Genomic DNA, 20,279 nt, shown 5'->3' on the forward strand with positions numbered 1-20,279 from the left:
AAGTAAGGCTGGCACCTGGCTGGCCTTATTCCTTGAAAATATATAAAAAAGCTAACTGAAAAATTAAAGGAATTCATTTAATGTTTCAGTTAGCTTTTTTAGCTTAAGAGGTCCGACCTCTTACTACTGCAAGAAAAGGAATGGGCAAAATCTGCCCTTATTAAAAGGAGTGAATCCCGGTGGAACATGTAATTGAAATGCTAAATATCCGGAAAGAGTTTCCCGGCATTGTCGCCAATGATAATATCACTTTGCAGCTCAAAAAAGGTGAAATCCATGCCCTTCTCGGGGAAAATGGAGCAGGCAAATCTACTTTAATGAATGTTCTGTTTGGACTTTACCAGCCGGAACAAGGTGAAATTAGGGTGAACGGGAAGGCTGTGCAAATTACTAACCCAAACATAGCAAATGATTTGGGAATTGGTATGGTTCATCAGCACTTTATGCTGGTTGATACATTTACGGTTACGGAAAATATCATTCTGGGAAAAGAACCTAAACAAGGCGGAAAAATAGATATTAAACGTGCTGAAAAAGAAGTGCGTGAAATCTCGGAGCGGTATGGATTGTCCGTTGACCCGCAGGCTAAGATTTCTGAAATATCCGTTGGGATGCAGCAGCGTGTAGAAATATTAAAAACCTTATACCGCGGTGCTGAAATTCTAATTTTCGATGAACCGACTGCTGTGCTCACTCCTCAGGAGATCAAGGAATTAATTCAAATCTTCAGGACTTTAATCAAGGAAGGTAAATCCATTATTCTAATCACCCATAAGCTAAAAGAAATAATGGAAGTTTGCGACAGGGTAACAGTAATTCGTAAGGGCAAGGGAATTGGGACAGTTAATGTAAATGAAACCAATCCTGTTGAACTGGCAAGCCTTATGGTTGGCCGGGATGTTGTTTTTACGACAGTGAAAGGGGAACCAAACCCGAAACAGAATGTATTGGAAATCTCCGGCCTAACTGTTAAAGACCCGCGGGGGATAAACGTTGTTAATGGACTGGACCTGAATGTTCGGGCTGGTGAAATTGTGGGAATCGCTGGAGTAGACGGCAATGGTCAATCCGAACTGATAGAGGCAATAACGGGTCTTAAAAAGTCCGAAAGCGGTACGATCAAGTTAAATGGGAAGGATATCCAAAACTTGCCGCCAAGGAAAATAACAGAACAGGGTGTTGGCCATATCCCTCAGGACCGGCATAAGCATGGTTTGGTGCTTGATTTTCCTATCGGGGAGAATATGGTTCTGCAAACGTATTACCAGAAACCATTTTCTAAAAATGGGGTGCTGAACTATAAAGAAATTTATGAAAAAGCGAGAACGCTCATTAAAGATTTCGATGTCCGTACTCCAAGTGAAAGCACCCTGGCGAGATCACTATCGGGTGGAAATCAGCAAAAGGCGATCATCGGAAGGGAAATGGACCGTGACCCTGATTTATTGATTGCGGCCCAGCCGACCCGGGGTTTGGATGTAGGAGCAATTGAATTTATCCATAAACGCCTGATTGAACAGCGCGACCATGGTAAGGCTGTTTTGCTGATTTCTTTTGAACTGGAAGAAATCTTGAATGTAAGCGACAGGATCGCTGTTATATATGAAGGAAAAATTGTGGCCATTGTTAATCCGAAGGAAACTTCGGAACAGGAGCTAGGTCTTCTAATGGCCGGAAGTAAACGTAAGGGAGCAGGTGAAACCGCCAATGGCTAATCGTTTAAGAGGACTAATCATTCCAGTCATTTCTGTTTTGCTAGGCTTGATTGCCGGTGCGATAATCATGCTTATAAGCGACTACGATCCAATTGCAGGATATGCTGCCCTTTGGGATGGTATATTTGGGGAAATATTCTACATTGGGGAAACAGTCCGACAGGCTACCCCATACATTTTTGCCGGACTGGCAGTTGCTTTTGCATTTAGAACTGGCTTGTTTAATATTGGGGTTGAGGGACAATTAATCGTCGGCTGGCTAGCAGCAGTATGGGTAGGAATATCATTTGAAGATCTTCCAAAGTTCATTCACTTGCCGCTTGCGGTCCTTGCCGCTGCCGCGGCTGGAGCTCTTTGGGCATTTGTCCCAGGATTCTTAAAGGCCAAATTCAGGGTGCATGAAGTAATAGTATCAATTATGATGAACTATGTTGCCCTTCATACAACGAACTATCTTATCCGTAATTTCCTTGCTGAAGAAGGGGATTCTACAGAAAAGGTATTTCCTTCTGCGTCATTGAGATCTGAGATGTTTGAAATGATGACAGATTATTCAAGAATGCACTGGGGCATATTAATCGCATTAATTACCGCATATATTATGTGGTTTGTGCTTGAGAAAACATCAAAAGGCTATGAACTGAGGTCGGTAGGCTTTAACCACCATGCTTCGCAATATGCGGGAATGAACGTCAACAATAATATCATTCTATCAATGGTCATTTCTGGAGCATTTGCAGGACTGGGCGGTGCAATGGAAGGTCTCGGTACTTTTGAATATGCTTCATTGAAATCCGCTTTTACCGGTGTAGGATTTGATGGTATTGCCGTTGCCCTCCTCGGAGCCAACACAGCCATAGGTGTGGTTATGGCGGCATTCCTGTTTGGCGGCCTGAAAATGGGGGCATTAAATATGCCTAACGCTGATGTTCCAAATGAATTGGTAGATATCGTTATTGCACTTATCATCTTCTTTGTAGCTTCAAGCTATATGATTCAATGGGTATACAGACGCTTTAAGAAAGGGGTGAAATAAGTGGATTTGATGCAGGTACTCGAAATACTTATTTCTTCCGCAATTTTTATGGCTGCCCCGCTTATTTTTACGTCTATCGGCGGAGTATTTTCTGAAAGATCCGGTGTCATTAATATCGGATTGGAAGGTTTAATGGTTATCGGGGCGTTCGTCAGTATTGTTTTTAACCTTGCCTTTGTGGATTCACTCGGTGGAGCAACACCATGGATTGCCTTGATTGTAGCTATGATAATTGGCGGACTTTTATCTTTGGTTCATGCTGTTGCATCTATTTCTCTCCGGGCAGACCAAACTGTCAGCGGTGTTGCCTTTAACCTGCTTGCCCTGGGACTTTCCCTGTTTTTGGTCAAGAAAATTTTTGGAAAAGGCCAGACAGATATGATCCAGGAAAGGTTCCTGCGCACAGATATACCGATTCTAAGTGATATTCCAGTAATCGGGCGGCTATTTTTCTCAAATGTGTATTACACTTCCTTTATCGCATTCGGCGTGGCTGTATTAGCCTGGTTCATTATCTTTAAAACACCATTTGGCCTGCGCCTGCGTTCGGTCGGTGAACACCCGATGGCTGCCGATACAATGGGAATAAATGTTTCACTAATGAGATATATCGCGGTTATGATCAGCGGAATGCTTGGTGGACTTGGAGGCGCGGTATATGCCCAGACAGTCACACTGGATTTCAGCCATTCTACTATTACAGGGCAAGGTTTCATGGCTTTGGCAGCAATGATATTTGGAAAATGGCATCCGCTTGGAGCACTAGGTGCAGCGCTGTTCTTCGGTTTTGCACAAAGTCTTAGTGTCGTAGGAACCAGTATCCCGTTCTTAAAGGACGTCCCTAGTGTGTATCTCCTGATCGCTCCATATGTATTGACTATCTTGGCCTTAACAGGTTTCATTGGTCGCGCAGATGCTCCAAAAGCATCAGGTATTCCTTACGTAAAAGGAAACAGGTAATAATAAGCTTTCTTTTCTGAAGCTGAATTAACTTTAAACCCGGACTTTTTTATGGTTCGGGTTTTTTCATGTTCCGGAAACATACAATAATGTAAAACCGGAATTAAATTTAGTATTGTTCATAATTTTATTATGTAAATAACTTGCTTTAAACTTGCCAGGATTTTTTTTGTACATGTATAGTTTAGGTAGAAAGAATTAACGGACTTGCCAAAATTTATTCATATTGGCTTCATGAATGTCCGGTATATGTTTAAAATTTTTCCATAAAACAAACAATAATTCTTATTCACCTAAAAACTAATCCATTTCCAAGGAGGATTTCTAATGTCGATCGCTTCTGAAATCATAAGGCCGAAGCAGGGATTTAAGCTGCATTTTGTTAAAACGGCAAAATATAAAACGAATACATTAGTTTGGAAAATGAAGGCACCGCTTGAAAAAGAGACCGTTACATTAAGGGCACTCCTCCCGCATGTGCTTCAGAGCAATTCAAAACATTATCCAACTTCTACAGAACTAAGGTCCTATTTAGATGAATTGTATGGTGCGAGCCTTTATGTTGATGTGGCAAAAAAAGGCGAGTACCACATTATGACTTTTACAATGGAAATTGCAAATGAGAAGTTCCTCTCTGATCCAGCACCGCTGCTTGAAAAGGGATTTGATTTGCTGACAGGAATACTTCTTGATCCAAATGCATCAGGCAATGCTTTTGACCAGTCAACAGTCGATAAAGAAAAACGAACTCTAAAGCAAAGAATCCAATCTGTTTATGATGATAAAATGCGTTATTCGGCTTCCCGTCTTATTGAGGAGATGTGCAAAGGTGAACCTTATGAAGCTGAAGCCACAGGAATCAGTGAAATGGTTGACGGAATAACACCTTCAAGTTTATATGAATATTATCAAAAGGCCCTTAATGAGGATGAAATTGATTTCTACGTGATTGGTGACATCGATTCTGCAGAGGTTGAAGGGCTTGCCGACAACAAGTTAAATCTTACTGACCGTACCCCGCGTAAGGCGCCGGCACGGCAAATAACAGTTGATAAGGTCAATGATGTTATTGAAAACCAAGATGTGAAACAAGGGAAATTGAATATCGGCTACCGTACCCAAATAACTTATGCAGATAAGGAATACTTTGCTCTTCAGCTCTTTAATGGAATTTTTGGCGGATTCTCGCATTCAAAGCTGTTCATCAATGTCCGCGAGAAAGCCAGCCTTGCCTATTACGCTTCATCCCGTCTAGAAAGCCACAAAGGTCTTTTACTGGTTATGTCAGGAATCGAGAATAAGAATTACGAGCAGGCTGTCAGCATTATTAAGGAACAAATGCAAGCAATGAAAAATGGGGATTTTAGTGATCAGGAACTTTCACAGACAAAAGCGGTTGTTCGCAACCAGGTCCTTGAAACCATTGATGTAGCCCGCGGGCTCGTAGAAATTCTTTACCACAATGTGGTCGCAGGCACTTCCATTTCGCTGGATGAATGGCTGGAAAAAACAGAAAACACCACCAAAGAAGAAATTATTAAAGCTGGGGAACGGATTGAATTAGATACGATTTATTTCTTAACGGGAACGGAGGAGGTGCAATAATGGAGAAAATTTTATTCGAGCAGCTGCAGGAAGAGTTATTTTATGAAAAAATGGAAAATGGCCTGGATGTTTATATTCTTCCTAAGCAGGGCTTTAATAAGTCTTATGCCACCTTTACGACCAAGTATGGCTCAATCGACAATCATTTTAAGTCACCGAGTGATGATAAGCTTGTTAAGGTTCCAGATGGTATTGCCCATTTTCTTGAGCATAAGCTTTTTGAGAAGGAGGATGGTGATGTATTCCAGCAATTCAGTAAACAAGGTGCATCAGCTAACGCCTTTACTTCATTTACACGGACGTCATACCTATTTTCCAGCACATCTGATTTTGACAAGAATCTAGAAACATTGATTGATTTTGTCCAGGAACCTTATTTCACTGAAAAAACGGTGGAAAAGGAAAAGGGAATCATTGGACAGGAAATTAGGATGTACGATGATAATCCCGACTGGCGTTTATATTTTGGCTGCATTGAGAATATGTACCATAACCATCCAGTGAAAATAGATATCGCCGGGACGGTAGAATCTATTGCAGATATTACAAAAGATATGCTATATCAATGCTATGAAACGTTTTATCATCCAAGCAATATGCTTATTTTTATTGTTGGTCCTGTGGACGTTAAGGAAACGATGACATTTATTCGTCAAAACCAAGAGAGCAAGCCTTTTGTAAATCTCCCGGAAATAAAGCGCCATTTTGAGAATGAACCAGAGGAAGTTGCACAGAAAAAACGGGTTTTGGAAATGAATGTTCAATCTTCAAAGGTAATGGTAGGGATTAAAGCGGCTAAAACCGACATACAAGGAAAAGATCTGCTGAAATATGAACTGGCTGCCAATGTACTGCTGGACATTCTATTCAGCAAAAGCTCTAAACACTTTGACGAGTTATATTCAGATGGGCTTATAGATCAAACCTTTTCCTATGATTATACACAGGAATACGGCTTTGGGTTCGCGATGGTTGGCGGAGACACAACTCAGCCTGATATCCTTGCAGAGAAACTTACAGCTATTCTGCTGAACTCCAAAAGCGGAGGCGGGTTTACCGAAACCAGCTTAAACCGGACAAAAAAGAAAAAAATAGGCGGTTTTTTAAGGGCTTTAAATTCTCCGGAGTATATTGCGAACCAGTTCACCAGGTATGCTTTTAACGAAATGAATTTGTTCGATGTAGTAAGTACAATGGAAAAACTAACTATAGATGACCTTCGTACAGTGTCTGACAGCTTGATTGAGGAAAGCAGGATAACCGTCTTTCAGGTCACACCCAAAAAATAAGTAACTGCCCGCTAATTGTTTATTATAGGCCTTGCCAGCTTTAGGCAGGGTCTTTTATATGAGACGAAAAACAAATAAAGATAAAGGAGTGGCAGGCTAAAATGGAAAAACGCTTTGCCCTTATTACTGGAGCAAGTGGGGGGATTGGAAGGGCAATTGCAAGGAAATTGGCAAAACAGGGATATTCACTTTACCTGCATTATAACCAAAATTCTAAAGCAATTAACGAACTGATGGCTGAACTGGAACAACCCGGTATTGAATTGATTCCGCTCCAAGCGGATCTAGGTGAAAAAGAGGGCTATAAAAAACTGGTTAACGGAATATTTTCTCTGCATGCAATTGTCTTAAATAGCGGTAATAGCTACTTTGGATTGATTTCTGATATGAAAGAAGAAACAATCGAACAGATGATCCTGCTTCATGCTTCTAGCCCTTTTTTGCTGACACAGGCCTTGCTTCCCAAGCTTTATGGCCAAAAGAATGCCGGAATAGTGGCTGTAACCTCTATTTGGGGTCAAACCGGAGCCTCCTGTGAGGTGCTTTATTCCATGTTAAAGGGGGGTCAAAATGCTTTTATTAAGTCACTGAGCAAGGAATTGGCATTAAGCGGGATCCGCGTAAACGCTGTTGCTCCAGGAGCGATTGCTACCGGAATGCTTGAAAGCTTTAATGAAGATGACTTGAAATACATAAAGGAAGATATTCCAATGGGGAGAATCGGAACTCCTGACGAAACAGCGAATGCGGTATCTTTTTTACTTTCTCCCGAGTCTTCCTATATTACCGGACAAATTCTTGCTGTAAACGGAGGATGGTATACCTGACTTTCTTCAACGTTTAATCAAAAAAACATGAATAAATAACCTTCATCCATCACAAAATAACCTTGTACTACAAAGGAAAGGATGATTAGGATGTCAGTATTAGATAACTGGGAACAATGGAAAAATTTCCTTGGCGACAGATTAAACCGTGCTGAGAACGAAGGTGTGGACCAAGGGACTATCTCTAATCTTGCATACGAAATCGGTGACTACCTTGCTAAACAGGTTGATCCTCAAAACGAGCAGGAACGAGTCCTTTCTGACCTATGGTCAGTTGCTTCTGATGAAGAGAAGCATGCAATGGCAAACATCATGGTTAAACTTGTGGAGAATAACGGAACACGTTAATACTGTCTCATTAAACACCGCTTTTTGTTCCTCAGAACCTTGCCAATCCGGCAGGGTTTTTCTGTTATATCTCGGAAAATCACAGCGCTCGTGATTTTATTTCTTACTCCATCTTGCTGTAAATAATTTACTGAATCTTCTTTTTTTTACAGCCCATTCAGGAAAATCAGACAGAAAGATTGTTTTTCCTTTTATCTTAAAACAAAATACTATATGATAGAATCTAGATAAAGGGACTGCTATATATGGGAGTTCGAGGAGTGGTTTAATTGGACAGAAAAGAATGGTATTTTGAATATGAGATACAAAAAAACCGTCCGGGCTTACTGGGAGATATCTCCTCCTTACTTGGAATGCTTTCTATTAATATAGTTACGATAAATGGAGTAGACGAGGGACGCCGAGGCCTTCTTCTGCTGGCAAAGGATTCAAAAAACATTGAGCGGCTTGAATCAATTCTTCGTACAATGGACACGATAAAAGTGATTAAACTAAGGGAGCCAAAGCTTCGAGACCGCCTTGCCGTCCGGCATGGAAGATACATCCAGCGTGATGCGGATGACAAGAAAACCTTCCGATTTGTTCGGGATGAATTAGGGCTGCTTGTAGACTTTATGGCTGAGCTTTTTAAACAAGAGGGCCATAAATTAATCGGAATCAGGGGCATGCCAAGAGTAGGCAAAACCGAATCAATTGTAGCATCTAGCGTTTGTGCTAACAAAAGATGGCTTTTTGTTTCTTCAACACTTTTAAAACAAACAATCAGAAGTCAGCTTATTGAGGATGAGTATAACAATAATAATCTCTTTATTCTAGATGGTATTGTTTCGACCCGCAGGGCAAATGAACGCCACTGGCAGCTTGTGCGTGAAATTATGAGATTGAATGCTGTAAAGGTTATTGAACATCCGGATGTTTTTGTGCAAAACACTGAATATACCCTTGATGATTTTGACTATATAATAGAACTTCGGAACGACCCAGACGAAGAAATTACATATGAGGTAGTCGACCAGAATCATGTTTTTGAAGGTTCTGACTTTGGATCATTTGATTTTTAAAAATGGCAGGTGGTTATTTTGACAGAATTAGGAAATCGGCTCAAAGAGGTCAGAGAAGCTCGAGGCTTAACACTTGATGATCTGCAGAGCATAACTAAGATTCAAAAGCGGTATTTACTTGGAATTGAAGAAGGAAATTATGGGATGATGCCGGGGAAATTCTATGTCCGGGCCTTTATAAAACAATACTGTGAAGCATTGGGCTTGGAGCCTGAAGAGATTTTTGAAACATATAAAAATGACATCCCGCTGGTTCACAGTGATGAAATGCCACAGCTTTCACGTGTAAAAAGCCGTAAAACCATCGATCCTGGAAATTCAAAAATTGCAGAAATCCTTCCTAAAGCTCTAGTAGGGGTATTTATAGTTGGAGCGGTTGTTCTTGTTTGGGTTCTTTTTTCTCAAAATGCAGATAAACCGGGGGATACTGCCGGCGGCAATAATGATGAGAGTGTTGTAATGGGAGAAAAGGAAGATTCTCCTCTGAAGAAGGAAAATAATAAGGAAGAAAAAGCAGAAAAAGCTGCAAAGCCAAAAGAGATTGACAAACAGCAGGAGAAACAGCCATCAGCACCTGTGGAAGAAGTGGCCAAACAAGAGCTTGCTTCTGTAAGCAGCAGCGGACGTGACAGCAGCTACCAGCTGAAAAATGCTGATACTTTTAAAGTAAAGCTGTTAGCAAAAGGTACATCCTGGGTAAATATCAAAAATGGAAAGGGCCATTCATTTTACCAGGGAACTCTCCAGAATAATGCCAGCCAGGAAGTCGACTTATCTAATGAATCCCAGGCAGTGCTTGTTATTGGAAATGCTGCTGATACTGAAATTTATGTTAATGGCGAGAAACTAGTATATTCTGTTTCACCTCAGGAAATTGTGACGCAGGATATTACGATAGATTTTGTAAAGGCTGAATAGTCATCTGATAGATGGCTATTTTTCTCTTACATGCCTGATTTCAGAATAATGTAATGTACGGCCCGGTTTAAGGTTTTTGTTCAGAAAGAGATATGTTGGAGGTTTTTTTGTGAATTTGCCTAATAAAATTACAGTATCAAGAGTTTTATTAATACCGTTATTTTTAATTATCATGATGGATCCCTTTTCCTGGGGAGAATGGGACCTTAAGGGAGAAAGTATTCCGGCTGCACATGTGTATGGAGCTCTCATTTTTATTTTCGCTTCAGCAACAGATTGGGTGGACGGTTATTACGCCAGAAAATTGAATCTGGTAACCAATCTGGGAAAGTTTTTAGATCCGCTTGCCGATAAACTGCTAGTTGCTGCTGCACTTATTTTATTAGTGGACTTAAGTCTGGCGCCGGCGTGGATAGTGATTGTGATACTCAGCCGAGAATTTGCTGTAACCGGATTACGGGCAATTCTGGCGGGTACCGGCGAAGTTGTTGCTGCCAATATGCTTGGGAAGGTAAAGACATGGACGCAAATTGTCGCTATCTCAGCGCTTTTGCTTCATAACCTTCCATTTAAGTATATTTCATTTCCTTTTGCTGATATTGCTTTATGGATCGCACTGTTTTTTACCGTCTGGTCAGGCTGGGATTATTTCAGTAAAAATAAAGCAGTTTTCACGAATTCAAATTAACTGTCTGGGGGAGAAGTCTAATGAATGCAGAAATAATTGCGGTTGGCTCAGAGCTGCTCCTTGGGCAAATCGTTAATACGAATGCCCGGTTTCTTTCACAGCAGCTCGCTGAACACGGAATAAATGTGTATTACCATACGGTTGTAGGAGATAATGCCAGCAGGCTAAACTCTGTTATCGAGATAGCAGAACAACGGTCTAATCTGATTATATTTACCGGCGGGCTTGGTCCTACGAAAGATGACTTGACGAAAGAAACCATCTCCCGCCATCTTGGGAAAAAGCTTGTTTATGATGAGAATGCCCTAACGTCCATAGAACAATATTTCGCTCGTACAGGACGGGATATGACAGAAAATAATAAAAAACAGGCTCTGGTTATCGAAGGGTCCAGTGTCCTCCCCAACGATCATGGCATGGCTCCTGGCATGGTGATTACAGTTCAGGGTATTAGCTATATTCTGCTTCCGGGCCCGCCAAAAGAAATGGAACCGATGTTTCTGGAGTATGCTATTAAGAATTTACTTGCTAAGCTGGATAAACATGAGCGTATTGAATCAAAGGTACTTCGCTTCTTTGGAATTGGCGAAGCTGCGCTGGAAACAGAAATAGAAGATTTGCTTGAAAAACAGCATAACCCTACTATAGCACCGCTTGCTTCAGATGGGGAAGTCACGCTTCGGATTACGGCCAAGCATACTTCAAGGGAAACGTGTGAAAAAATGATTGCAGACACAGAGAAGGAAATTCTTGCCCGGGTTGGCCAATACCATTATGGGAATGACCAAACCTCTTTGATGAAGGAACTGGTCAGGGAGCTGACATCAAGGAATACCACGATAGCAAGCGCCGAGAGCCTTACCGGCGGTATGTTCCAGGAAAAATTGACAGCAATTCCCGGCTCCGGGAAGATATTTATGAGCGGTATTGTCAGTTATACCAATGAGGCAAAGGCAAAGCTGCTTAAAGTTAAAGAAGAAACTATTGAAAACCATGGTGTTGTAAGTGAACAATGCGCGACCGAGATGGCTGAAAATGTGCGCAGCATGCTGGATGCAGATATTGGAATCAGCTTTACTGGCGTTGCGGGTCCTGAAGAGCTGGAAGGGAATCCGGTAGGGACGGTCTTTATTGGCATTTCATTCAGGAATAGCGAACCAAAATCTTTCAAGCTGAATTTTTCAGGAAGCCGAGAGCAAAACCGTGTCCGCTCCGTAAAATACGGATGCCATTATTTGCTTCGTGAGCTAGCTTTAAAAAAATAAGCCTTTCTTTCTTTCAAGTTAACAAAGGCCCTGCTTCTATGATAGACAGCAGGGTCTTTGTTTTTATTTGTACCAGCATTATAGAAAGCTAAAGCAGTAGCCTGAATTAAGAGCGAACGGTGGCAGCATACAACTAATTGAGCCTGCCTTCAAAAAGTTACAGTTCTTGCAGGTCCTATTCTGATGCAATTAGCGTTATTACCCTGAATGATCATTTTTCTTATATATTCTTTTAATTTGTGGAAATTAACTTTTTTGAGGTGACTGGGTCATAATAGAGGATTATCTCCTAAGTGAAAAAGGCATTTTTGGGGAAATACAGCCGCTAAAAAAAACGAATGAATGTTCGATTTTTTGCTTGGCAAACGGTATTAAAAGGTATATAGTAGAGATAGGTTTTGAGATGAGATAAACCTAACACACAAATTCAGACATAAGTTAAAAGATTTTTAATCGATTTTCGATTATTGAAATATAGAGGAGGAACGCCAGTGAGTGATCGTCAAGCTGCGTTAGAAATGGCATTAAAGCAAATAGAAAAGCAATTTGGAAAAGGTTCTATTATGAAGCTAGGGGAACAAACGGACCGCAGGGTTTCAACTGTACCGAGCGGTTCTGTGGCACTCGATGTTGCGCTAGGTGTGGGCGGTTATCCGCGCGGAAGAATTATCGAAATATACGGACCTGAAAGTTCAGGTAAAACAACAGTTTCCCTGCATGCAATTGCGGAGGTTCAGGCAACTGGAGGACAGGCGGCTTTTATCGATGTTGAACACGCTCTTGATCCCTCATACGCCCAAAAGCTGGGAGTAAACATTGACGAGCTTCTCCTCTCACAGCCGGATACAGGCGAGCAAGCGCTCGAAATCGCAGAAGCACTAGTCCGAAGCGGTGCCGTGGATATCATTGTCATAGACTCTGTTGCTGCATTGGTACCAAAGGCAGAAATAGAAGGCGAAATGGGAGATTCCCATGTAGGGTTGCAGGCCCGCTTAATGTCCCAGGCGCTCCGGAAGCTGTCAGGGGCCATTAATAAGTCCAACACTATTGCTATCTTCATTAACCAGATTCGTGAAAAGATCGGTGTAATGTTCGGTAATCCGGAAACAACTCCGGGTGGACGCGCCCTTAAATTCTATTCATCTGTCCGCCTTGAAGTACGCCGTGCTGAACAGCTAAAGCAAGGCAATGACGTAGTCGGAAACAAGACGAAAATTAAAGTCGTTAAGAACAAGGTAGCCCCTCCTTTCCGTACGGCAGAAGTTGACATCATGTACGGAGAAGGTATTTCCCGTGAAGGTGAAATCATCGATATGGGTTCCGATCTGGATATTGTCCAGAAGAGCGGTTCATGGTATTCCTATAATGATGATCGTCTTGGACAGGGTCGTGAAAATGCGAAGCTATTCCTAAAAGAAAATAAGGAACTTCGCAATGAAATTGCCAAAAAAATCAGGGACCACTATAACCTGGATGGAGACCACATTGCTCCTGAGGACGACCAAGACGGAGATCAGTTCGAGTTGATTGACTAATACCAGACGACAAAGACTCAGCAGAAAGAAATTGATGCTGAGTCTTTCTTTATAAGATAAGAAAGGGCATTCCTTTTTTAGCAAGAACAGATGTATAGCTTCAGCGTCCAGTCCGATGCACAGGACAAGGAAGCTGCGGCAAGCGATACATTGCACAAATCGTCAGCTTTGTGAGGACGTGCCAGTGCGGACGTTGCCACAGGACGAAGGTTGTAACACAATTTAATGTCCAACACTGGTGACTTTAGCCGTTCATCCTTTAACAGGCGCTTCCGTTTTTCTTTGTGGCATAATGCAACTTAAGGATGGGTGCGAAAGTACAACCCCTTGACAATAAAAATTCACACCTATACAATTAAAATGTATATTTTACATTTTTCAAACAACGATTTTGAAAAGCCTAAGTGCTGTATATTGAAGTATGTAACAATGTACATGCCGACATTTCAAATTAGTAAGAAAACAAGTTCATAGCAAGGGGAGGTGAAACGATGGAACCCATGACAATCATCTTCGCTTTGCTTGGCCTAATCGTCGGTGCAGTTGTTGGCTATTTTGTTCAAAAATCTATATCCAGTAACAAAATAGCAGGGGCTAAAAGCTCTGCTGAACAAATCCTTGAGGATGCAAAACGGGAAGCAGAAGCAGTTAAAAAAGAAGCCCTATTGGAAGCAAAGGACGAAATTCACAAACAGCGTACGGATGCGGAAAGAGATATCCGTGAACGAAGAAGTGAATTACAAAAACAAGAAAATCGATTATTGCAAAAAGAAGAGAACCTTGACCGGAAAGATGAAACGTTAGATAAACGTGAAACACTTTTGGAGAAAAAGGAGGATTCTCTTAACCAAAGACAACAGCATATTGAAGAGATGGAAAGCAAAGTAGAAGAAATGGTGCGAAAACAGCAGACTGAGCTTGAACGCATATCCGGACTTACTCGTGAAGAGGCAAAAGCAATTATTATTGATCGGGTAGAAAAGGAATTGGCTCATGATACTGCAGTAATGATTAAAGAAATCGAAAACCGCGCGAAGGAAGAAGCCGACAAAAAGGCGAAGGAAGTGCTTTCACTTGCCATCCAGCGTTGTGCGGCAGACCATGTTGCAGAGACAACCGTTTCTGTTGTTAATTTGCCGAATGACGAGATGAAAGGCCGAATTATCGGTCGTGAGGGCCGAAATATCCGGACGCTTGAAACCCTTACAGGTATTGATTTAATTATTGATGATACACCTGAAGCGGTAATTCTGTCAGGATTTGATCCGATTAGACGCGAAACTGCACGCCTGGCTCTTGATAAGCTTGTTCAGGACGGACGGATACATCCTGCCCGTATTGAAGAAATGGTGGACAAGGCAAGACGTGAAGTGGATGAACATATCCGTGAAATTGGTGAACAAACTACCTTTGAGGTGGGTGTTCACGGGCTCCATCCGGATCTCATTAAAATTCTTGGCCGCTTAAAGTTCCGTACTAGCTATGGCCAAAATGTTTTAAAGCATTCGATGGAGGTTGCCCAGCTATCCGGACTGCTTGCAGCTGAACTGGGTGAAGACGAAACACTGGCAAGACGTGCTGGACTGCTGCATGATATCGGAAAAGCGATCGACCATGAAGTAGAAGGCAGCCATGTGGAAATTGGTGTTGAACTGGCAACAAAGTACAAGGAACATCCAGTTGTCATCAACAGCATTGCTTCACATCATGGCGATTTTGAGCCAACTTCTATCATTGCCGTGCTAGTTGCGGCTGCGGATGCACTTTCGGCTGCAAGGCCAGGTGCTCGCAGTGAGACTCTCGAAAACTATATCAGAAGGCTTGAAAAGCTTGAGGAAATTTCTGAATCCTATGATGGCGTTGAAAAATCGTTCGCCATTCAGGCAGGCCGTGAAGTAAGAATCATGGTTAAACCTGAACAGATAGGCGATCTGGAAGCCCATCGACTTGCGAGGGATATCAGGAAGCGCATTGAAGAAGAACTTGATTACCCAGGCCATATTAAAGTAACGGTTATCCGTGAAACGAGGGCTGTGGAGTATGCGAAATAAGATCAGCCATCAGGCAACTTAATGCCAGCTGAATACGAGCATAAAGGAACCCCGCCAGTTATTTACGGCGGGGTTTTTTATAGTGGCAATTGGCAATTTTCTCGTTTTTTGCTTAACCGTTCCATAGGATGTCTAGAATATGGAATATGATACAATACACATATTATAAATAATAACGTTTCACAGAAAGGGATTTTATGATGAAGCTGCTTTTTGTAGGGGATGTCGTAGGTTCACCGGGCCGGGATATGGTAAAGGAATATTTGCCCAGAATGAAGGAGAAATACAAACCGCATATAACAATAGTTAACGGAGAAAATTCTGCAGGGGGAAGGGGCATTACTGAGAAAATTTATCGTGATTTTTTGGAATGGGGCGCACAGGCTGTTACACTGGGGAACCATGCATGGGACAACAGGGATATTTTTGAATTTATCGAGTCTGCAAAATATTTAGTTCGTCCAGCAAATTTCCCGAAGGGCACTCCTGGCGAAGGACTTAAATTTATCCGCTTTAATCAGCTTGAAGTTGCAATAATAAACATTCAGGGACGGACCTTTATGCCACCCCTTGACGATCCGTTTGAAAAAGCTGAGGTGCTGGTGAAAGAAGCCCGTAAGCGCACTCCAATTATTTTTGTTGATTTTCATGCTGAGGCAACCAGTGAAAAACAAGCTATGTCGTGGTTTTTGGATGGCAGGGTGTCGGCAGTCATTGGCACCCATACCCATGTCCAAACGGCAGACAACAGAATTCTACCAGGAGGTACAGGGTACTTATCTGATGTCGGCATGACAGGACCTTACGACGGTATATTGGGTATGGAAAGAGAAGCGGTTATCCATCGGTTCCTGACTAGTCTGCCAACGCGCTTTGAAGTACCGAAAGAGGGGCGTACAGTACTGAGTGCAGTATTATTGGAAATTGACGAAAAGAGCGGCAGCTGTAAAAAAATTAATCGCATCTTAATTAATGATGATAATCCCTTTTTTCAATGATAATTTAATGCGGAGTGTCCGAAGAAACTCTGTTCCCATAGGAGGAATAGAGTTTTTTCTTGTTAAATAAATAATCTAACGTTTTTAAAAGTACTGATGTCTAGCTCCAGCGCCCTGGCCTGACGCACAGGACGTGCTAGTGCCGACGCCGCCGCAGGACAAGGAATGCTTCTGCAGCGATACATCGCACGAAACAAAGAGACAGCTTTGTGAGGATGCGGCGACTTTAGCCGTTTTTCCTCTGAAAAGAGCCCTTCTGCGTTTCGATGGACAAGAAACTTCCTGTTATAGGTATATGGCTGAATCTCTATGAATATAGTAGCAGTGGAAAGAGTTTTACCTGCCTGAACAAAGCCACAATAGGTAAGGGATAATACAAGGAGGACTAGGAATGGAAATATTAAAGGTTTCAGCAAAATCTAATCCTAATTCTGTAGCAGGCGCACTTGCGGGAGTATTAAGGGAAAGAGGAGCCGCAGAAATCCAGGCCATAGGAGCCGGTGCGTTAAATCAAGCCGTAAAGGCAGTAGCAATCGCGAGAGGGTTTGTAGCACCTAGTGGAGTGGACTTGATTTGTATTCCTGCCTTTACAGATATTATGATTGACGGGGAAGAACGGACAGCAATAAAACTGATTATTGAGCCAAGATGAAATCCGGCCTGTTTGCCTACGCAAACAGGTTTTTCTGTTCACAATTTCAGGAAAACAAAGGAGATTTCCACTATGAAAAACTCATTATATTAGAATATAAAAAAAATTTTAAAAATATCAGATTTTAAACCCAGTATTTCCAGAGAAAGGGTTGCTTTTTTTATCTTATAGGTCTAGAATTGAAAGCGTTTAGTACACCTTTCACCGCGATAAAGGACAACTTGAAAAACAGCGTTTACATATTCGGGGACATTCTGTTTATTTATAGTGAAGGGTCTGCATTTGTTAATAGATTTAAGTTTTTCATTTGAACGTATCTAAAGGGGTGTAAAACATGATCAATCAACTTTCATGGAAAGTTGGCGGACAGCAAGGGGAAGGTATTGAAAGTACAGGGGAAATCTTTTGTATTGCCCTAAATAGACTTGGTTACTACTTATATGGGTATCGTCATTTTTCTTCTCGGATTAAAGGCGGCCATACCAACAACAAAATACGCGTAAGTACCGAACAAACCCGTTCAATTTCTGATGATCTGGACATTCTTGTTGCATTTGACCAGGAAACACTGGATGTAAACTGTCATGAACTTCATGGTCAAGGGATTATGATTGCTGATGCAAAGTTCAATCCGGTTCGTCCTGAAAATACGCAAGCTGCATTGTATGCGGTTCCATTTACTGATCTTGCAACTGAGCTTGGTACGTCCTTGATGAAGAATATGGTCGCGGTTGGTGCATCATGTGCTGTTCTAGGACTTGATATTAGTGTATATGATGAAGTGGTTCAAGAAATTTTTGGCCGTAAAGGCGAGCAAATAGTACAAAAGAACTTGGAAGCCATCAAGGCTGGCTATGAATATATGACCGGTCTTTTAGGGGACAAGGTTGGTACGATGGAACTTGAAAAGGCAGACGGCAAAAAGCGTCTGTTCATGATCGGAAACGATGCTATAGCATTGGGAGCGCTTGCGGGAGGATGCCGTTTTATGGCAGCTTATCCCATTACGCCAGCTTCCGAAATTATGGAATATTTAATCAAAAAGCTTCCTGCAGTTGGCGGAACAGTAATCCAAACAGAAGATGAGATTGCTGCAGTCACAATGGCAATCGGTGCTAACTACGGCGGTGTTCGTACAATGACCGCTTCTGCTGGTCCTGGCCTTTCACTAAAAATGGAGGCAATTGGTCTATCCGGGATTACAGAAACACCATTAGTAATCGTAGACACGCAGCGCGGCGGCCCTTCAACAGGCCTTCCGACTAAACAAGAACAGTCAGATTTAATGGCGATGATTTATGGAACACATGGCGAGATCCCGAAAATTGTCATGGCTCCTAGTACGGTTGAAGAAGCGTTCTATGATTCAGCGGAAGCTTTTAACCTAGCGGAAGAATATCAATGCCCTGTTATCTTGCTTACAGACTTGCAGCTTTCTTTAGGAAAACAGACCGTGGAGCCGCTTGATTACAGCAAAGTGGAAATCCGCCGCGGAAAACTGTTAGCGGGTGAAATTCCGGAAGCTGAGAACAAAACATATTTCAAGCGCTATGAAGTAACGGGAGACGGAGTATCGCCTCGTGTTATACCAGGAATGAAAAATGGTATCCACCATGTTACCGGTGTTGAGCATGACGAAACAGGAAAACCTTCAGAGTCTGCTGCAAACCGTATTGCACAAATGGATAAAAGGATGCGAAAAGTACAGAACCTTCGCTTTAATACACCTGTACATAAAAATATCAAACATGAACAGGCTGATTTGCTGATTGTGGGCTTCAATTCCACACGTGGTGTCATTGAAGAAGCAATGGAGCGTTTGGAAGCAGACGGAATAAAAGTAAATCATGCACATATCCGCCTGATTCATCCGTTCCCGACAGATGAAATGCTGCCATTGATCCAATCGGCAAAGAAAGTGGTTGTTATTGAAAATAATGCGACAGGACAACTGGCAAACATTATGAAAATGAATGTCGGTCATGTTGATAAGATCCAAAAGGTCTTAAAATATGACGGAAATCCTTTCTTGCCGCAAGAAATTCACACACAATGCAAGGAGTTGTTCTCATATGGCCACATTTAAAGAGTTTCGCAATAATGTAAAACCTAACTGGTGCCCTGGATGCGGAGATTTCTCTGTCCAGGCGGCTATTCAGCGGGCAGCTGCAAATGTGGGACTTGAGCCTGAAGGTTTGGCCGTCGTTTCCGGAATCGGCTGTTCAGGAAGAATTTCCGGTTATATCAATTCCTACGGCTTCCATGGAATTCATGGACGTTCACTTCCGATAGCACAAGGAGTTAAAATGGCTAACCGTGAACTGACTGTCATTGCTTCCGGAGGTGATGGAGACGGTTTTGCGATTGGGATGGGTCATACAATCCATGCCATCCGCCGAAATATAGATATTACTTATATCGTTATGGATAACCAAATCTATGGTTTGACAAAAGGACAGACATCACCAAGGTCAGCTGCAGGTTTTAAGACAAAGTCGACGCCACAGGGTTCAATTGAGCCGGCTCTTTCCCCGATGGAAATGGCTTTATCAGCTGGCGCAACATTTGTTGCCCAAAGCTTTTCTACTGACTTAAAAGATTTAACGGCTATTATTGAAGCTGGAATCAATCATAAGGGCTTTTCTTTAATCAACGTGTTCAGCCCATGTGTAACTTACAATAAGATCAACACATATGATTGGTTTAAAGAAAATCTGACAAAGCTTAGTGATATTGAAGGATATGATCATACGAACCGCGAAGATGCAATGCAAACATTAATGAAGCATAACGGTCTCGTTACTGGTATTATTTATCAAAATACTGAAAGAAAATCATATCAAGAGCTTATCCCGGGTTACGCACCGGAAGCTCTTTCTAAAGCAGATTTAAGCCTTGGCCAGGAAAGCTTTGATAAGCTAGTAGCTGAATTTATGTAATAATCAATTAAAATGACCCTGCCTGCTAGGAAAAGAATAAACTAGCAGCGGGGTTTTTTTGTTGTTAAGAAAATTATTAGATTCAGGGTTGCGAATAATTTCTATCATTTATTTTTCCCCTAATTTTCTCTCCGGTAAATGACCCAATCTCACCAACAGTTTCTTAAGGCTTTGTTAAAGCTCATTGTTGATTTTGCTGCTGGTTGATTTCTAGCTGCATCGCCCAGCGACGCACAGGACAAGGAAAGCCTCGGCAGCGACACATCGCACGAAACAAAGCGACAGCTTTTTGAGGATGTACTGGCGTCGACGTTTGGCACAGGTCGTGCCAGAACTTAGTCGACGGTCTTTGGTCGCTTTCGCTTTTCTATATTCGAGCGGAATGCGCGAGA

At 42.0% G+C, this 20,279-nt stretch carries 17 protein-coding genes; all 17 read left to right on the forward strand.

Annotated features, from left to right (window positions below; genetic code table 11):
• Nucleotides 1-179: 179 nt before the first annotated feature.
• The 17 genes from CVD28_RS16810 to CVD28_RS16890 all read left to right on the forward strand — a co-directional run bounded on the left by CVD28_RS16810 (nucleotide 180) and on the right by CVD28_RS16890 (nucleotide 19,887).
• Nucleotides 180-1,715: an ABC transporter ATP-binding protein gene (locus CVD28_RS16810; protein ID WP_101593967.1), complete on the forward strand. Its 1,536-nt coding sequence runs from the start codon at nucleotides 180-182 to the stop codon at nucleotides 1,713-1,715.
• Nucleotides 1,708-2,751 (forward strand): ABC transporter permease, encoded by a 1,044-nt coding sequence (locus CVD28_RS16815; protein ID WP_101593968.1) that lies wholly within the window; start codon nucleotides 1,708-1,710, stop codon nucleotides 2,749-2,751. The genes CVD28_RS16810 and CVD28_RS16815 overlap by 8 nt, the downstream gene beginning before the upstream one ends.
• Nucleotides 2,752-3,711, forward strand: coding sequence for an ABC transporter permease (locus CVD28_RS16820; RefSeq protein ID WP_101593970.1), 960 nt, complete (start codon nucleotides 2,752-2,754; stop codon nucleotides 3,709-3,711).
• 327 nt (nucleotides 3,712-4,038) lie between these two features.
• A complete protein-coding gene (gene yfmF, locus CVD28_RS16825; RefSeq protein ID WP_101593973.1) occupies nucleotides 4,039-5,316 on the forward strand; it encodes an EF-P 5-aminopentanol modification-associated protein YfmF in 1,278 nt (425 codons plus the stop codon).
• Nucleotides 5,316-6,605, forward strand: a complete 1,290-nt coding sequence (yfmH, locus tag CVD28_RS16830; RefSeq protein WP_101593975.1) for an EF-P 5-aminopentanol modification-associated protein YfmH — start codon at nucleotides 5,316-5,318, stop codon at nucleotides 6,603-6,605. The genes yfmF and yfmH overlap by 1 nt, the downstream gene beginning before the upstream one ends.
• A 101-nt stretch (nucleotides 6,606-6,706) precedes the next feature.
• Complete coding sequence (gene ymfI, locus CVD28_RS16835; RefSeq protein ID WP_101593976.1) at nucleotides 6,707-7,432, forward strand: elongation factor P 5-aminopentanone reductase; 726 nt, start codon at nucleotides 6,707-6,709, stop codon at nucleotides 7,430-7,432.
• A gap of 90 nt (nucleotides 7,433-7,522) precedes the next feature.
• Nucleotides 7,523-7,780, forward strand: a complete 258-nt coding sequence (locus CVD28_RS16840) for a DUF3243 domain-containing protein (protein WP_101593980.1) — start codon at nucleotides 7,523-7,525, stop codon at nucleotides 7,778-7,780.
• 269 nt (nucleotides 7,781-8,049) lie between these two features.
• Nucleotides 8,050-8,841 carry a DUF3388 domain-containing protein gene (locus CVD28_RS16845; RefSeq protein WP_101593982.1) on the forward strand — a complete coding sequence of 264 codons (792 nt, stop codon included), beginning with the start codon at nucleotides 8,050-8,052 and terminating at the stop codon, nucleotides 8,839-8,841.
• Between the two features lie 9 nt (nucleotides 8,842-8,850).
• Nucleotides 8,851-9,759 (forward strand): helix-turn-helix domain-containing protein, encoded by a 909-nt coding sequence (locus CVD28_RS16850; protein ID WP_308315095.1) that lies wholly within the window; start codon nucleotides 8,851-8,853, stop codon nucleotides 9,757-9,759.
• Nucleotides 9,760-9,868: 109 nt separating this feature from the next.
• Nucleotides 9,869-10,447, forward strand: a complete 579-nt coding sequence (gene pgsA / locus CVD28_RS16855; RefSeq protein WP_101593987.1) for a CDP-diacylglycerol--glycerol-3-phosphate 3-phosphatidyltransferase — start codon at nucleotides 9,869-9,871, stop codon at nucleotides 10,445-10,447.
• Nucleotides 10,448-10,467: 20 nt separating this feature from the next.
• Nucleotides 10,468-11,712, forward strand: coding sequence for a competence/damage-inducible protein A (locus tag CVD28_RS16860; RefSeq protein ID WP_101593988.1), 1,245 nt, complete (start codon nucleotides 10,468-10,470; stop codon nucleotides 11,710-11,712).
• Nucleotides 11,713-12,203: 491 nt separating this feature from the next.
• On the forward strand, nucleotides 12,204-13,247 hold the full coding sequence (gene recA, locus CVD28_RS16865; protein WP_101593990.1) for a recombinase RecA: 1,044 nt from the start codon (nucleotides 12,204-12,206) through the stop codon (nucleotides 13,245-13,247).
• A gap of 491 nt (nucleotides 13,248-13,738) precedes the next feature.
• Nucleotides 13,739-15,298 carry a ribonuclease Y gene (gene rny / locus CVD28_RS16870; protein ID WP_101593992.1) on the forward strand — a complete coding sequence of 520 codons (1,560 nt, stop codon included), beginning with the start codon at nucleotides 13,739-13,741 and terminating at the stop codon, nucleotides 15,296-15,298.
• Between the two features lie 200 nt (nucleotides 15,299-15,498).
• On the forward strand, nucleotides 15,499-16,296 hold the full coding sequence (locus CVD28_RS16875) for a TIGR00282 family metallophosphoesterase (RefSeq protein WP_101593995.1): 798 nt from the start codon (nucleotides 15,499-15,501) through the stop codon (nucleotides 16,294-16,296).
• 391 nt (nucleotides 16,297-16,687) lie between these two features.
• The gene (spoVS, locus tag CVD28_RS16880) at nucleotides 16,688-16,948 is read left to right on the forward strand and encodes a stage V sporulation protein SpoVS (protein ID WP_101593997.1); all 261 of its coding nucleotides are present in this window, start codon (nucleotides 16,688-16,690) and stop codon (nucleotides 16,946-16,948) included.
• Between the two features lie 334 nt (nucleotides 16,949-17,282).
• Nucleotides 17,283-19,034, forward strand: a complete 1,752-nt coding sequence (locus tag CVD28_RS16885) for a 2-oxoacid:acceptor oxidoreductase subunit alpha (protein WP_101594000.1) — start codon at nucleotides 17,283-17,285, stop codon at nucleotides 19,032-19,034.
• On the forward strand, nucleotides 19,021-19,887 hold the full coding sequence (locus CVD28_RS16890; protein ID WP_101594003.1) for a 2-oxoacid:ferredoxin oxidoreductase subunit beta: 867 nt from the start codon (nucleotides 19,021-19,023) through the stop codon (nucleotides 19,885-19,887). The genes CVD28_RS16885 and CVD28_RS16890 overlap by 14 nt, the downstream gene beginning before the upstream one ends.
• Nucleotides 19,888-20,279: the final 392 nt, after the last annotated feature.

This window comes from Bacillus sp. M6-12 (assembly GCF_002860285.1).
Taxonomy (GTDB): Bacteria; Bacillota; Bacilli; order Bacillales; family DSM-1321; genus Peribacillus.